Source organism: Paraglaciecola marina, from assembly GCF_004360155.1.
In the GTDB taxonomy this organism is placed as follows: domain Bacteria; phylum Pseudomonadota; class Gammaproteobacteria; order Enterobacterales; family Alteromonadaceae; genus Paraglaciecola; species Paraglaciecola marina.
In genome coordinates this window covers 39,123-54,787 of the sequence record NZ_SAIS01000008.1, presented here as the reverse complement: position 1 = coordinate 54,787, position 15,665 = coordinate 39,123, and the positions used below count along the sequence as shown (strand labels likewise).

Annotated in this window: 16 protein-coding genes; 2 read left to right on the top strand and 14 right to left on the bottom strand. The window is 37.3% G+C overall.

The annotated features are described in order from the left end of the window. Position 1: 1 nt before the first annotated feature. From folC to EOK74_RS12260, 14 genes are all read right to left on the bottom strand, one after another. Positions 2-1,294 carry a bifunctional tetrahydrofolate synthase/dihydrofolate synthase gene (folC, locus tag EOK74_RS12325; protein WP_133470321.1) on the bottom strand — a complete coding sequence of 431 codons (1,293 nt, stop codon included), beginning with the start codon at positions 1,292-1,294 and terminating at the stop codon, positions 2-4. Next, entirely contained in the window at positions 1,294-2,142 is an 849-nt protein-coding gene (gene accD, locus EOK74_RS12320; RefSeq protein WP_133470320.1) for an acetyl-CoA carboxylase, carboxyltransferase subunit beta, read from the bottom strand. Before accD ends, folC begins: the two co-directional genes overlap by 1 nt. Positions 2,143-2,313: 171 nt before the next feature. Further along, complete coding sequence (gene truA / locus EOK74_RS12315; protein ID WP_133470319.1) at positions 2,314-3,099, bottom strand: tRNA pseudouridine(38-40) synthase TruA; 786 nt, start codon at positions 3,097-3,099, stop codon at positions 2,314-2,316. A gap of 113 nt (positions 3,100-3,212) precedes the next feature. Next, positions 3,213-4,559, bottom strand: a complete 1,347-nt coding sequence (locus EOK74_RS12310) for a sigma 54-interacting transcriptional regulator (RefSeq protein ID WP_133470318.1) — start codon at positions 4,557-4,559, stop codon at positions 3,213-3,215. Continuing rightward, a complete protein-coding gene (locus tag EOK74_RS12305) occupies positions 4,556-5,134 on the bottom strand; it encodes a hypothetical protein (protein ID WP_133470317.1) in 579 nt (192 codons plus the stop codon). Before EOK74_RS12305 ends, EOK74_RS12310 begins: the two co-directional genes overlap by 4 nt. Next, positions 5,131-6,540, bottom strand: coding sequence for a sensor histidine kinase (locus EOK74_RS12300; protein ID WP_133470316.1), 1,410 nt, complete (start codon positions 6,538-6,540; stop codon positions 5,131-5,133). The genes EOK74_RS12305 and EOK74_RS12300 overlap by 4 nt, the downstream gene beginning before the upstream one ends. Positions 6,541-6,634: 94 nt before the next feature. Further along, positions 6,635-6,910, bottom strand: coding sequence for an EF-hand domain-containing protein (locus EOK74_RS12295; protein WP_133470315.1), 276 nt, complete (start codon positions 6,908-6,910; stop codon positions 6,635-6,637). Between the two features lie 523 nt (positions 6,911-7,433). After that, the gene (locus EOK74_RS12290; protein WP_133470314.1) at positions 7,434-7,877 is read right to left on the bottom strand and encodes a tellurite resistance TerB family protein; all 444 of its coding nucleotides are present in this window, start codon (positions 7,875-7,877) and stop codon (positions 7,434-7,436) included. Between the two features lie 87 nt (positions 7,878-7,964). Next, the gene (locus EOK74_RS12285; RefSeq protein ID WP_133470476.1) at positions 7,965-9,011 is read right to left on the bottom strand and encodes an ABC transporter ATP-binding protein; all 1,047 of its coding nucleotides are present in this window, start codon (positions 9,009-9,011) and stop codon (positions 7,965-7,967) included. Positions 9,012-9,030: 19 nt separating this feature from the next. Further along, the gene (locus EOK74_RS12280) at positions 9,031-10,602 is read right to left on the bottom strand and encodes an ABC transporter permease (RefSeq protein ID WP_133470475.1); all 1,572 of its coding nucleotides are present in this window, start codon (positions 10,600-10,602) and stop codon (positions 9,031-9,033) included. Positions 10,603-10,711: 109 nt separating this feature from the next. Further along, entirely contained in the window at positions 10,712-11,683 is a 972-nt protein-coding gene (locus EOK74_RS12275) for an extracellular solute-binding protein (RefSeq protein ID WP_133470474.1), read from the bottom strand. A 122-nt stretch (positions 11,684-11,805) separates the two neighbouring features. Continuing rightward, entirely contained in the window at positions 11,806-12,186 is a 381-nt protein-coding gene (locus EOK74_RS12270; RefSeq protein WP_133470473.1) for a GNAT family N-acetyltransferase, read from the bottom strand. Positions 12,187-12,265: 79 nt separating this feature from the next. Further along, the gene (locus EOK74_RS12265; protein WP_133470313.1) at positions 12,266-13,912 is read right to left on the bottom strand and encodes a fused response regulator/phosphatase; all 1,647 of its coding nucleotides are present in this window, start codon (positions 13,910-13,912) and stop codon (positions 12,266-12,268) included. A 6-nt stretch (positions 13,913-13,918) separates the two neighbouring features. Then, positions 13,919-14,224 (bottom strand): STAS domain-containing protein, encoded by a 306-nt coding sequence (locus tag EOK74_RS12260; protein ID WP_133470312.1) that lies wholly within the window; start codon positions 14,222-14,224, stop codon positions 13,919-13,921. A gap of 127 nt (positions 14,225-14,351) precedes the next feature. Between EOK74_RS12260 and yciH the strand changes: the two genes are divergently transcribed. Both yciH and EOK74_RS12250 read left to right on the top strand, forming a co-directional pair. Further along, the gene (yciH, locus tag EOK74_RS12255; RefSeq protein WP_133470311.1) at positions 14,352-14,672 is read left to right on the top strand and encodes a stress response translation initiation inhibitor YciH; all 321 of its coding nucleotides are present in this window, start codon (positions 14,352-14,354) and stop codon (positions 14,670-14,672) included. Positions 14,673-14,694: 22 nt separating this feature from the next. Next, positions 14,695-15,495 (top strand): response regulator, encoded by an 801-nt coding sequence (locus tag EOK74_RS12250; RefSeq protein ID WP_133470310.1) that lies wholly within the window; start codon positions 14,695-14,697, stop codon positions 15,493-15,495. The last annotated feature ends 170 nt before the right edge of the window (positions 15,496-15,665 follow it).

Below are 15,665 nucleotides of genomic sequence, written 5' to 3'. Positions count from 1 at the left end.
GTTACGCCTCTTCAATAAGGGAAAGCCCCTTTAAATTCAATATTTCAGCCACAGTGAAAAACGAACCGAACACAACAACCAAATCTTCTTGTTGTGCATAGTCTAGAGCACTTTTATAAGCTTCAATAACGGAATCAAAGTTTACCACTTTTTTATTCGATGTTAAGTGAGATGCAATGACATTTGCTGATGCCCCTCTTGGAACGTTTAAATCTGCACAATACCAACTTGTAACAGTATCTTCCATTGGCCTTAAGCTAGCCTTAATATCCTTATCAGCCAACATAGCAATAACTGCGATAACACGGTTATAACCAGTCCCTAATTCCTCAATTTCCTTAGCCAACAAAGCTGTAGCTTGAGGGTTGTGAGCGACATCAAGTAATACAGTAGGCGCAGATTGTATAATGTGTTTTCTACCCATCACCTTTGTTTTTAAAATTATTTTTGAAAGTTGCTCGTCGTTAAATGTTTGACCTAATAATGCTAATGCTTTTAAACCTGTTGAAACATTCTGTGCCGGTATCATAGGTTTAGAAATACCTTGATGCTGCTTTACATTGTCTTCCCAATGAAACCCTTTATTATCAACGAAATATTCAAAATCTATTGATTGCCAATAAGCTTTAACTTGAAATCTTTTCACTTCGTCAAGTAAGGTCTTTGGTGGCTCAGGCTCACCTATTACTACATCTATGTTATAACGAAAAATGCCCGCTTTCTCGATGGCAATTTCTTCTCTAGTTTCACCTAACCAATCTTGGTGATCTAAACCAATACTCGTAATAACGGCTAAATCAGGATCGATAATGTTTACAGCATCTAACCTCCCCCCTAACCCAACTTCTAACAAAATATAGTCGGCATCTGATTGTGACATTAAGTACAAAGCTGCAAGGGTACCAAACTCAAAATAGGTTAGAGCAATATCCTTACGGGCTATCTCTACTTGCATAAAGCTAAGGCAATGACTCGCTTCTGGTAACATTTTATTCTGAATTCGAACACGTTCACGATAGTCAATTAGATGTGGAGAGCTAAATACTGCAACCGAATGTTTTTTTGATAATAATGCTTGTTCAATAAAGGCACAGGTTGTGCCTTTACCATTTGTTCCTGCAACGGTAATTACTGTTTTATCACTAAAACTAAGGTTCAGGTTTTTAAAGACTTGGGAAACACGATCTAACCCTAGCTCTATATTACTAGGGTGAATCGACTCTAAATATTTTAGCCAAGTCTCCAAATTCCAGGTGTGTTGTTCTAAACGTGTCGGAGTAGAGATATCGGACATTAATGATGCTGATGATGGAGTTTAGATAATATATTAAATATTTTATCACGCATCTCACGACGATCAACAATGATGTCGATGGCACCTTTTTCTAACAAAAACTCACTTCTTTGAAAACCTTCTGGTAAAGTTTCTCTAACCGTTTGTTCAATTACTCGAGGGCCAGCGAAACCGATCAATGCTTTTGGTTCTGCCACATTGACATCACCTAACATGGCTAAACTAGCTGAAACTCCTCCCATAGTAGGGTCTGTCAACACTGAAATGTAAGGTAAACCTTTTTCGCTCATTTTAGCCAAGGCAGCACTTGTTTTTGCCATTTGCATTAAAGACAGTAATGCTTCTTGCATTCGCGCCCCACCACTTGTAGAAAAACAAATAAGCGGCATGTTATGTTCTAAACAAGCTTCTACAGCTTTAACAAACCTAGCACCTACCACAGACGCCATAGAGCCTCCCATGAAGGCAAACTCAAATACGGCCACTGCTACTGGCATACCTTGCAGCTTACCTTGCATTACAACTAATGCATCTTTTTCATTAGTCTTTTTCTGAGCTGCGCTGATACGATCCTTATATTTTTTTGAGTCTTTAAACTTGAGAATATCTTGTGGTTCAAATTCAGCCCCTAACTCCAGACGCTCACCTTGATCAAGAAAACTATTGATGCGAGCACGTGCTGTAATTCTCATGTGGTGATCACATTTTGGGCATACGCCAAGCTGCTTTTCTAGCTCAGTTTTATATAAAACGGCATCACATTCTCCACACTTAGTCCAGATACCTTCTGGAACATTACTTTTGGTAGAGGACTTAGTCCGCGGTAGTATTTTTTCTATCCAACTCATTTCAAAACCCTACTTTACAATCTGTCCGAAAAACAAATTGAAACTATTTAGATAATATACAACGCATTTTTTGTTTCTATTCGAGAGCGTCATGGTTGATCATTAGATCAAAAGAGCCACTATTAAATCACATCCTACAATTATCACGAAACTTAAACTGGTCTTAGAAGTTTAGTCAGCCATAAAAAGTGGCCCTAATGGGTGATTTGGCAAAGTAAACTCTTCTGGATAGGTAACATGAACTAAATATAAACCGTGGGGTTTTGCTGTAGCAGCAGCCTTAGTTCGATCTCTACCCTCTAATATTGTTTTCATCCAAGTAACTGGCTGTTCTTTCTGACCAATAACCAATAAAGAACCTGTAATGTTGCGTACCATATGGTGCAAAAATGCATTAGCTTGGACATCAATTACAATATAGTCTCCAAAACGCTTAACACTGATATACGTTAAGCTCCTGACCGGCGTATTTGCTTGACAATTGACGGCTCTAAATGCACTAAAATCATGCTTACCCACTAAAAATTGCGCTGCATCATGCATTAATTGAGAATCAAGATCAGCATGAATATGCGTCACCCCCTTAGCCAAGATACTATTACGCATACGATTATTATAAATTATGTAACGATAACGCCTAGCAGTGGCAGAAAACCTTGCATGAAAACTCTCATCCATGGTTTGAACCCATTTTGCTGCGATTGAATCAGGTAAATAACGATTAATCCCTATTGTCCACGCTTTATCAGGGCGTTGACAAAGAGTATCAAAATGAACAACCTGGCAAGTCGCATGCACACCTGCATCTGTGCGCCCAGCACACACAATATTAATTGGCTCGTCAGCTATCTTAGATAAAGCTTCCTCAACATGCTGTTGCACACTGGTTACGCTCTGTTGTCGCTGCCACCCATGGTAGGGAGCCCCGTTATATTCAATACCCAAAGCAATTCGCATTAATGCCTGCTACCTCAACAAAATTGCGCGTATTGTAAGGAAGTTAGCTTCAAAATACAGTGATTTTTACTAATCAGAAAACAATTAAACAAATGCTTTAATTCCCTATGGTATTAGGCTCTCTTAAAGTCAGCTGATTGCAAGTCATGCTTTTTCATTAACTTGTGCATATCGGTACGATTTCTGCCTGCAATTTCTGCAGAGCGAGTCACGTTACCATCAGTCATTTTTAATAATTTAAGTAAGTATTGATGTTCAAACGCATCTCGAGCTTCAGTTAATGTTGGCCATTTTTTATCTGTTGCCGATAAAGCTTGCTCCACTAAATGAGATGCAATCACAGGCGTATGCGTTAAAGCAACGCATTGCTCAACAACATTCACTAGCTGCCTAACATTTCCGGGCCACTGTGATGTAGTCAATATTTGTAATGCATCATCTGAAAAGCGACTTACCTTAACTTGGTGCCTAGCCGCACTACTTTTTAACAAATGTCTTGCTAACAATGGAATATCTTCTGAACGCTCTCTCAATGTAGGTAGTGTGAGATTTACAACATTTAAACGGTAATATAAATCTTCTCTAAAGTTCCCATCTGCCATCTCTTTATTTAAATTTTTATGAGTAGCAGAAATCACTCTAACATCAATAGGAATTTGTTTATTTCCCCCCACAGGACGTATCATTTGTTCTTGAAGTGCTCTTAATAATTTTACCTGTAATGGTATTGGCATATCGCCGATTTCATCTAAAAATAACGTTCCACCATCAGCTTCTCTAAAGAGACCTTTATGTTCATTGATAGCACCAGTAAAGGCTCCTTTAGCATGGCCAAATAACTCTGATTCAAGGAGGTTTTCAGGTAAGGCTCCACAATTAATTGCTACAAAAGCTTTGTCTGCTCTTTTACTCGCCTTATGAATAGCGCCAGCTAATAACTCCTTTCCTGTTCCACTGGCACCACTTATTAGTACACTGACATCTCTTTGGGCAACACGAAAGGATTGATCTAAAAGTTGCTCCATCTGCATGGAGCGAGTAATAATACTCTCACACCATGGTTCCTTTTGAAGGGTAGACTTCTGACTCACTGCCTTTGTCATTAAAGTACGCAACTCATCATGATCTATTGGTTTTGCAAGAAAACCAAATACCCCTCTTTGCGTGGCTTCAACGGCATCTTGAATGGTGCCATGAGCTGTCATTAAAATGACCGGGATATCTTTCCTTAGCGCCATCATCTCTTCAAATAAGCTTAGCCCATCTAGGCCCGGCATTCGTAAATCACTGAGTACTACATCAAAGTTTTGTGCGCTTATCAATTTTAATGCTTCCTTCCCCCCAGATGCACTTTGTACGTTATATCCTTCCCCTTGTAGCCTGATTGTCATTAATCTTAATAAATTTTCATCATCATCCACTAACAGTACACTTGGATCTAATTCATTGGATTGACTCATTGTTTGTCCTCTTGCCCATTTTTTAACATCGACGCCTCAATATTTAACAATTGCTCAATTTGATTTTGTTGCTCTTCCAATTTCAGCTTTTGTTGTTCTAATCGTAAACGCCATTCTTCAATACTCTCTACTTTTTGAGTATTGATCTTACTTAATGTCACCAGGGCAGACTCCAATTCCAATAAACTCTGACTCGGTGTATACAAAGCCACTTTTAAAAATTCTCTCATACCATCATTTAATTTTGGGAAAACAACATCAGCCCACATCTGCGCTCTCAAACGGTTTTGATAAGGAGTACTTTTCCCCTGACTAAGTAATACTTTTCTCAAGATATCAGCATCCGTTTCGCCTAATGCGTCTATTTTAGCTCTGCGCTCCGGCCAGTCGATGCTTTCAATATCCGCCCAATACCCTAGCCAATAATGAATATCACAATCAATATTGGTATGTTTTACTTCCCATATACAATAGGTCTGCGTATTTTTTGGTTGACTAACTGTTTGATTAGTTAGTAAAAGTTCACAACTACTTATTAAAAACAGCAATGAAACAAATAGAAAATTTAACTTCATACACTCACTTCTTTATTATTTGGTATTTGCACTCTAATACACACATCCGCGTAATCAACATCAACCATTAATGCTTTACCGAACATCATTTTGGCACAGTCAGATACAATAGATAACCCTAAGCCAGAGCCCGTAACACGATCATTGCGTACCCCTTCACCACGACTAAATGGTTGAAACAGCAAACTTCTTTGTTCTGGTTCAATTGGCGTCCCTCTGTTAGAGAAGTCCAATATTTGCATATCTCCATCACTATAAATACGAATATCAATTGGTCTACCTTTACTTCCATGGGCAATAGCATTAGACAATAAGTTATCAACTATCCTCCGGTACAACTTTTCATCGGCAAATAAAACTGAAATATCTAGTTGCATATTAATTTCATTACCATGCTGCTGAATCGCCAACCTATTATCTGTAATAAAATCATTAAAAAAAGTCTGTGTATCAAACTCACAAAATACTGGCTTAGATTGTTGCAATAAAATATTGTAATCGAGTAATTGCACGATCAATAGATTCAGTCTGTCTGTACTGCTGTTTAGTAACTGTAAAACTTCTTTTTGCTGTTCGTTTAAAGCCCCCACCACTTCTTCTGTTAATAATGAGCACCCTTCTTTTATACTAGCTAAAGGGGTTTTTAATTCGTGGGATGCGTGGCGCAATAAAGCATGACGAAGACTTTCCAACTGCGATAACCTTGACGCTAAACCATGGAGTTTATGCTCCAGTGAAATAAGCTCTTTGGGGCCAGATTTAGAAACATTGGGTAAGTTTTCATCTTGACTTGCAATCGCGCTAATCACTTCCTCTAGCTTAATCACTGGTTTTAAAATAGTGTTTATACCAATCACAATTAATATAAATGATATGCTCACTAAAAATGCAGTGAGCCAAAATTGAGTTTGCCTTACAGAACTCACATACAACTGCTGTTCATGAATACGTTCATCTAATTGCGCATCTATTTGAACCACTAAGTCTGACTGCCGATTTCTAAACTCTGCAAATTGTGCATCCAACAAAAGCTGATCTTCGTCGGCTGAAAAATTAACAATCCAACCTAATCTTTCATCTAAAGCCACACAATTTTGTTGTTCGATTACTTGCTGGCAAATGTAATCCTTATAATCTACGAAACGAGTTACAGACTTATCAATTAAGTCCTTCAACGCTTTCTTTTCTAGTATATTGTACTGTCGAACCAATCTTTCTATATCGATAGACAAATTTTCCATTTTGCTTACTCGACGAACTAAATTGACAGAATACTCTGCTTCATCGTTAGCAATTTCACCTATTTCACCAAAGGTGAGTTGACTGTAGCCAACCAACATGGCTAAGGGCACTAACACCACTACAAAACTTACAAATGTAAGTTGTCGTAACGAGCTAAGTTGCATAACCATATCCTTAAATTAATTTTTAATTAGCCATTTATGTAAAAAGGCCGAGTTCTTCGGCCTTTTTACATAAGTTATTCGTTTAGTTATTTTTTCAGTCAGACTCTACCGTGCTTGCTTTCTGCACGATAGTAATTTTGGCTTTCTTAAGTTCAGTTTTACTAATTTTACCATCATTATTGCAATCAATTGTTCCAAAAGCTGCAAGGATTTTGGGTTCAACCACTGACTCTCTGAGTGTTATATGACCATCTTTATCCAGATCAAGTTTTTCAATTAATACATTTGTTGCTAGAACTGGCCTAGAAAAAACTAATATTAAACACCAAGCCAAGAAAAAAATTTCAGTTACACGATTAGCATTTCTCATTCCTTTTACCTATGTAATTCACTTTAAAATAAGGCATCCGTGCCAAAATTAAATTAACCTTGGTTAATTAAAAAGAACTAATGCTATCGTTTGCAAACGCCAATGCAGTCAATATTTATATAAATACACTAATTCTCTTCACCATACTCTCAATCCATAAATGTACCCGAGGAACCAATTCAAGTTGAGTATGATTATCTCAAAACACAATTCATAGATCATGCCAAAGATATATTACTTTTAATATTCAACAACTTAAAAATAAAAAAAATAAAATATTCAACTTTCAAGTCAAAAATGTTTCATTCTGAAGACACTTAAAATTTGTAATTTTGGACTGATAACTTAATTCAATTAAATCGTTTTAATACCTAAAGCCTAGAGAACTATCAATTTAGGCAAGACTCGAAGACTAATAACTTAAAACATCCATTTCATTGATACTGAATATCCAAAAAAATATTCAAATTTAAAGACTATAAAGCTGTTGTATATTGCAGACATCACAAAGAATCACGGAATATTACAATGATTTAGAAGCTAGTTTACTTTGTATAAACTCTCTATGTGGGATATACAACAAATCTGCAATTTTTCGGATAGTGTATTCTTCATCGGGACTCAATTCGTGGTCTGCGTAGGCTATTGACCACAAAGAGTCTAATACGTTTCGTTTTTCATCTGGCCCATAAAAATCATTCAATACCCGCGTAAACTGTTGGTAGTCAATCGCATCTTCCGCCTCTATCTTAGTCAATTCACATAAAGCAGTTAAATCTGATTCGGACAAGGAAAAGTGCTTGTTCAATTGCGTTTGGTAGTTGTTAACCTCACTTTGTTCAAATTTATGGTCAGCGCGCATTACTTCATATAACAAAACGGCTGTTGCTAGCTCTATACTTGGTTTGTTTGATTGTTCGTTAAGCTCTAACTGCTGTGTAAACCACTTATTTATTGCTGATAACATGTTGGCCTCAAGTAGGTTGGTTTTATATGTTTACTATCATAGAAATTTGCCCTTCTCGGACCCAATTTCGACTGCTCTATACTCGCTTCAAATGTCAGTTGTAAATACAATTAAATGCTCAATATCTAAGCGAATACCAAACATTTCGTCGACCCTATGGTCATGATGGCTAAGAGCTAGACATAACACTATTTGTTTACTTTCAACTTGCAGCTCTAACTCATACAAAATATGCGAGCCCTGAAAAGACCTCGAAACCACTTTAGCCAAAGTATTACTGCTATCATCGTGTATAACATCGTCAGGACGCACCAGAAACTCTAATCTGCTCCCCACCTTAAAAGAATACTCAGAGCTAAGCTCAAACTCTCCCAAATCACTCTCTATCATATTATGGGGTTGCGCTTGGGCCTTTAAAAAGACGCCATCACCGATAAAGCTAGCCACAAACTTATTCACCGGTTTGTGATACAAACTATATGCATTAGACCATTGAAATATCTGCCCTGCCGACATCACGCCAATAAGATCAGCCATAGCGAAGGCTTCATGCTGATCGTGGGTAACCATAAGTGCAGTAGTATTTTCATGCTTTAATATGCTACGTATATCTTTTGCAAGATCATCTCGTAATTCGGCATCTAAACTTGAAAAAGGTTCATCCAACAATAATAAATCTGGTTTAGGAGCCATCGCTCTTGCTAATGCAACTCTTTGTTGTTGGCCACCAGATAATTCATGAGGACGACGATTTTCATAGCCAAATAACCCCACTAACTTTAATAGTTCCAACATTCGTTGTTGTTTGAGTGCTTTTTGTTGTTGATGCAAACCAAAAGTAATATTTTCAGCAACTGTAAGGTGAGGAAACAATGCATAATCTTGAAACACAACACCAACTTTACGAGCTTCTGCTGGCACCATAACATGAGTATCACTTACCACTGTATCTCGTAAAGCTAGGCTGCCAGATGAGAGCCTTTCAAATCCAGCTATAGCTCTTAATATAGAGGTTTTACCGCAACCTGAAGGGCCTAATAAGCAACCAATTTGTCCTGCTAACAGATTTATACTAACGTTATCCACAACCACTTCATTTTTATATGCAACACTAGCATGATGGAGGTTTAACATTGCGTTCTCAGAAGATAGTTTAATCATGGACGGGTTTATCAATAATTTTTGTTAACAAAATGACCGGCAAAACACCCACTAAAACAATCGCTAAAGCTGGCAAAGCTGCATCAGCCAAGCGTTCATCCGATGCAAGCTCAAACGCTTTTATAGATAAGGTATTAAAGTTAAATGGTCTTAAAATTAAGGTTGCCGGTAACTCTTTAAGTACATCAACAAAAACTAACAATAATGCACTTAACACACTAGTTTTGAGCAAGGGGATATGTATAGTTTTAAGAATGAGTATTGGCTTATAACCTAAAGAGCGAGCTGCATCATCCATACTAGGCTTTATTCTAGCCAAACCGGTTTCAATATTATGTAAGGCTACGGCCAAAAACCGGCTACTGTAAACCAAGATTAAAGAAAACAGGGACCCTGAAAGTACCAAACCAACACTTATGTTAAACAAGCTTTCTGTCACTTCATTTAATCGTAAATCTAACCAACTTAATGAAATTAATGCGCCTATTGCGATCACTGTACCTGGCACGGCATATCCTAAACTTACCATTCCAACTAATACCTGAATAAACTTAAATTGATTTAGTCTTTTTCCATAACCAAATAATAGTGCTATCGATACTGCTACCATTGAAGCTATAGAGGCTAAAATAAAGCTATTCCAGGCTAATTTTAAAAAGCTTTGGTTAAACTGCTCATGGAAAGTATCTATTGCCCAGTTCATTAGCTGAACAAAGGGTAATAAAAACCCTAATATCACGGGGATAAAACATAAGACAAAGACGACTAAACCCGCACCATTATTAAGCTTAACCCTTTGCTTCGTTTTGGCCACTTGACTTTGGAAATAATATTTAACCTTACGTCGAGAAAAGTATTCTACAAACAAAAGTAAAATCACAAAGCCAGTTAACATTGCCGCTAATTGGGCCGCAGCCATACCATTATTTAAGCCAAACCAGGTTCGAAATATCCCAGTTGTAAAAGTGCTAACCCCAAAATATTGAACCGTACCATAATCAGCAAATGCTTCCATCATTGCTAGGGCAGTCCCCATAAGTATTGCCGGTCTAGCCAAAGGCAAAACGACTTTAAACCAATAAGTATATGAAGATACCCCTAAGCTTTTTGCTGTATCTTCTAAACTCCTAGGTTGTTCATTGAATGCCGTTCTAGCTAGCAAATAGACATATGGATACAAAACTAAAGCTAACATTAAAATAGCGCCAGTTAAGGAGCGTATTTCTGGGAAATAGTAATCGCCATACTCCCAATTAAACTGACTTCGTAACCAAGATTGGGTGGGCCCAGCAAAATCAAGCATTCCTGTATATGTATAAGCAATAATGTAAGCTGGCATGGACATTGGCAGTAGCACTAGCCATTGTAGATGTTTACGTCCAACAAAATCATAGCGAGAAATACACCATGCTAATGGCGTCCCAATCAGAATAACCAAAGCCCCAACGCCAAATGCAAGGCAAAGTGAATTAAATACATAATCACTCAGAACGGTATTAAAAAGATGTTGCCAGACATCGAATTGAGGGTAAATAAAACTGGCAAATACCAAACCAGTTGGCATTGCTAGAATTAAACTACTAAATCCAATCCCCCAAATCCAAGGACTACTCCACTGAAATTGACTCACAAAATAACAAAAGTTGGTATGGCTTCGCAAAAATGAATAATGCTTATTTCCACCCAGCACGGTCCATAATTTTCACGGCTTCAGTATTCAACTCACCTAATTGAGTCATAGGTACTTGTTCCATTTTAAAATCACCAAAATTTTTCAATACGTCACTCCATGTTACATTTGGTAAAATTGGATACTCATGGTTAGTCATAGCGTACCACTGCTGAGACTGAGCACTTAGCAAAAAGTCAACTAACTTTAAAGCAGCCTTGGCGTTAGGGGCATATTTCGCTAACGCTACACCAGAAATATTAATATGTGCACCTCGGTCACTCTGATTTGGCCACACAACTTCGACTTTTTGAGCCTGCACCTTTGTGGCTTCATCATTGGAAGTCAACATTCCAGCTAAGTAATAAGTATTAGCAATAGCTAGGTCACATTGACCAGCAGCTACAGCTTTAATTTGATCCCTGTCACCACCTTGAGGCGGTCGAGCAAAATTTTTAACAAATTGATCGACCCAAGCTTGGGTTTGCTCTTCACCCAACTGACTAATTAGTGATGCAACCATAGACTGGTTATAGATATTGTTAGAACTACGAATACATATGCGCCCTTTCCATTCAGGCTTAATAAGATCTTCAATACTTTTAATTGCACTGGCATCGAGCCTTTCAGTAGAAACCATAATAGGTCTAGCTCGTAAAGATAAGCCTACCCAATGGCCCTGTGAGTCACGAAAATTATTTGGCACAGAGGCAATAGCATCTGTTGAATTGATGGTCTGAGTTAGCCCTTGTTGCTTAGCTCTATATAAGCGACCTACATCCGTGGTCAATAATAAATCAGCAGGGCTGTATTTACCTTCTTTAGCCAGCCTAGTGATGAGATTGTCTGCTTTACCTGTTACTAAATTAACTGAGATACCTGTTTCTTCAGTAAACTTATCTAATAAGGGTTTAATCAAGGCTTCTTTGCGTGCAGAGTATAGATTAACTTGCTCAGCTAAAACGAGTGGTGACATGATAGACGAAACAACAAAAATACTGGCTATAATTTTTTTCAAGAGATACCTTTAAATTCACTAAAACTATTTATTATCAATAACTTTAATCTAGTTGAGAATCATTCTCAATAAAGATTTGACTATTCTTCAAACATCAAATAATGACTCTCGCTCATACCGAGAGACTCATAGGTTTTTTGAGCAACTTTATTTTCTTTCTCAACATACAATCTAAAACCACACACCTGTTGTTCTTTGGCAAGTTTCTTTACTTGATTATATAGAGCAGAATATAAACCCTGCCGTCTTGCTTCAGGTATCACATAAACACTTTGTATCCACCAAAAAGTGCTATTACGCCAGTCGCTCCACTCAGTAGTTACCATAAGACTTGCGACGACTTTTCCGGCTTGTTCAGCGACAAGATAAAACCCCTTGCTGTTATCCTCCAAAAGTGCCGCTACACCTTTTTTAAGTGTGGCTTCATCCAGTTTCTTCTGCTCTGTTTCAAAGGCCATCATTTGATTAAATTCAACCAAAGTCGATAAGTCTGTGACCTTCGATACTCTCAATTCAAAATTTGACAATTATTATTCTCCATTAGAGTGCAAACATTACATCTACGGTATTACCGTGATTACTATATTTTACCGACTCACATAACTCTTTTACTAACGAAATACCGCGCCCGTATGCATTTTCAACTGAAGTTACCTCTGTTGTTTTTGCATGATCAAAACCTTTCCCTGAATCCACTATTTGCAAACCCAGCTTTTTGTGCTCAGGAAAGTACTCTATGGTGATTTCAATAAATGCATTTTCAAGAGATGCAAGCTTTTGCTCACGTAAACTATAGTATTCTAAAAATCCATCTTCACTTTGTTTAAGGCTAGAGTCTAAATTCAATAGCCCATGTTCCAAAGCATTGTTATACAACTCGCTTAAAATCGTAAACAACTCAGAGTGGATACCAAACAGACCTAATTCATTTGTAACAATATTAACCAATTCAATAATTGGGTCGGAAATTTTCATGTATTCGGGGGGAATTTTACTAGTAATCTTTATTGGTAGCTTAGACTCGTCAGCGACTCTAGTAACTGGTTCTAGCATTTGACTAGTATAAATGACCATAGTGACATCATCTTTTCGCTCTTCCCCAGCCAAAAAGCAATCAGCTTTAGTTAACAGCTCTTTGATATCTATACCTGGTTTCTCGACTAACCAAGTTTCAAAACCAGACTCCCCTAACATCTCACCTGAAGGTGTTTGCAACTCAACAATCCCATCACTAAAGCCAATTAATCTTTGTCCATAGCTAATTTCACTACGCTCAACTTCTGATTCAAATTCGTGCACTTCTAAAATACCTAACGCCATGTGCCTTGACTCATAGCGGTTTACAATATCACCGTTAGTATCTTGTAATAGTAAGGCTGGCATTCCCCCATTCCATACGTCGATATGCTTACCAGTACAGCTGACTTCGACGATTAATGCAGCAAAAAACATTTCATCCGGTAGCAATGACAATAAGATTTTATTAATTGTTTCAGCCATTTCCATCAATGACAAACCTTTCCTAGACATTGCTTGGAAAGCTTGAGAAACAGGTATTGCGCCGATAGCAGATGCTAATCCATGACCAGTAAAGTCACCTATTAAAAAATAAAACCCTCCTGTAGGACTAGCGCAAGCTAAAAATAAATCGCCATTAAAGTCAGTTGCAGGTTCAAGGCAATGATCAATATAGTCAGTATAAAACTCATCTGTAGCCAAAGCATTACTGAATATATGTTCTACTATTTGGTGTTCTCGTTCGATGGCATTCTGGTAAAATGTTAACTGTTTATTTTGCTCGTAGGCTTTTCTACTTAATTGACGTGTTCTGGCATGAGCACGAATTTTTGCTGACAAAACTACTTTATCAAAAGGTTTAGCAACAAAGTCGTCTCCACCTACTTCTAGACATTTAACTAATGCAGATTCATTGTCTAATCCAGTAATGAAAATAATAGGAAGATAAATATCACCGGCTTCATGTTTTAATATTTTAGCTACCTCATAGCCGTCCATACCGGGCATGATAACGTCTAATAAAATAAGATCAGGTTGAAACTGCTCTGCGAGCTTAATAGCAGTTATGCCGTCTGCAGCCTCAAGTGTATCCGTATAGCCTTGCTGCTCAAGCATATGCATCAACAGAAACCTATTTAAGGAGTCATCATCTACAACTAAAATACGCATATTAGATTAACAAATATTGAATTTTTTACTGAACCGAGCAATTCTCAATATTTTAAGGACTTGCGGCCGACAGTTTGTAATTTTGTAACTTGAGACCTGTTTATCTAGGACTTTTTGCATATTTAATAACATCCCTAGCGCTGAACTGTCCATATATTCAGTAACTTGTAAATCAACGACTATGGCGTTTACAGTATCAGTATCGTTTGAATAGGCAGACCTAAACTCCTGTACTAGGCTAAAATCAAACCTTTCGCTCATCATTATAGTTAACTGCTTTTTATCCTCTGAGAACTCACGTTCTAAACTCATATAAAACTCCGTTACTTTTAAAGGCTAAACCCTACAAGGTCATTAAATAATAGTTTTCCAGCTTTTCCTACAATCAATAACATTTTTTTTATAAAATAACTAAAAAACAACATGAGATATTAATTGCATGAGTAATAATAACCTAGTTTATAGTACAGAAACCGGACGAATTTCCACGCAACCCACAAATAAAACGCCACTAAAAACTGACGGGGTAGTACGTATACGCAGAGAAACAAAAGGTAGAAAAGGAAAAGGGGTAACTACAATTAGTGGATTACCACTATCCACAGAAGAAATTAAAGCCCTGTGTACTAAATTGAAAAAAATGTGTGGCACTGGAGGAGCGGTAAAAGAAGGGGTTATTGAAATTCAAGGAGATAATAGGGATAAAATAAAGACAAGCCTTGAACAACTAGGTCATAATGTAAAGCTAGCAGGCGGTTAACCTATAATTAATTGGAGTATCAATGTATAACATATCTTTATCAGAGGTCAGTATAATTCTAGTAGAGCCTTCAGATACACAACGAAAAATAATCACCAAGCAATTGGCAGCGGCAGATATTCTGCAAGTAGAAGCTGTTAGTTGTGTTAAGGAAGCAATGGAAGCAGTCTCTAAACACGGTGCAGACTTAGTAGTTAGTGCAATGTACTTCGAAGATGGCTCAGGCTTAGATATTATTAAACAAATCAAAAGTGATGAATCATTAGCATCTATTCCTTTTATGTTGATATCCAGTGAAAATAGAGTTGAAAAGCTCGAAGAGTTTAAACAATCAGGTGTCGCTGCTATTCTTCCGAAGCCATTTACTCCAGAAAATTTATCAAAAGCATTAAACGCATCCCTCGATTTAATCAACTCAGAAGAATTGGATTTAGAGCTGTTTGATATTCACGAGGTACGAGTCCTTCTAGTAGATGATAGTAAACTGGCCAGAAATCACATTTGTCGAGTGCTAAATAGCCTAGGGTTACAAAAAATTGAACAGGCTGAAAACGGAGCTCAAGCTCTAACCTTACTAAAGGACAATACTTTTGACTTAGTGGTAACCGATTATAATATGCCAGAAATGGATGGCCGAGAACTGTCAGAATTTATTCGTTTCAATCCAGATACAGCACATATCCCTATTATCATGGTTACTAGTGAATCTACATCGAGCTTACATATGGCCAATATCCATCAAACAGGTGTAAACGCGTTATGTGATAAACCTTTTGAGGTAAATGAGGTTCGCTCAATGTTGGCTTCTTTATTAAATAATTAATGCTAAGTGTTAACTACATTTTGATGATTTGAGCGTTATTCTCAAATCATCAAAAAACACAAAATTAACCTTAAGTAAAAGATTGACTTATATTAGATAAATTTTGTAAATTTATGGGAAATATCTCTATCTCCACTCCATAAAACAACGTTATTTGTCATCTACATCGA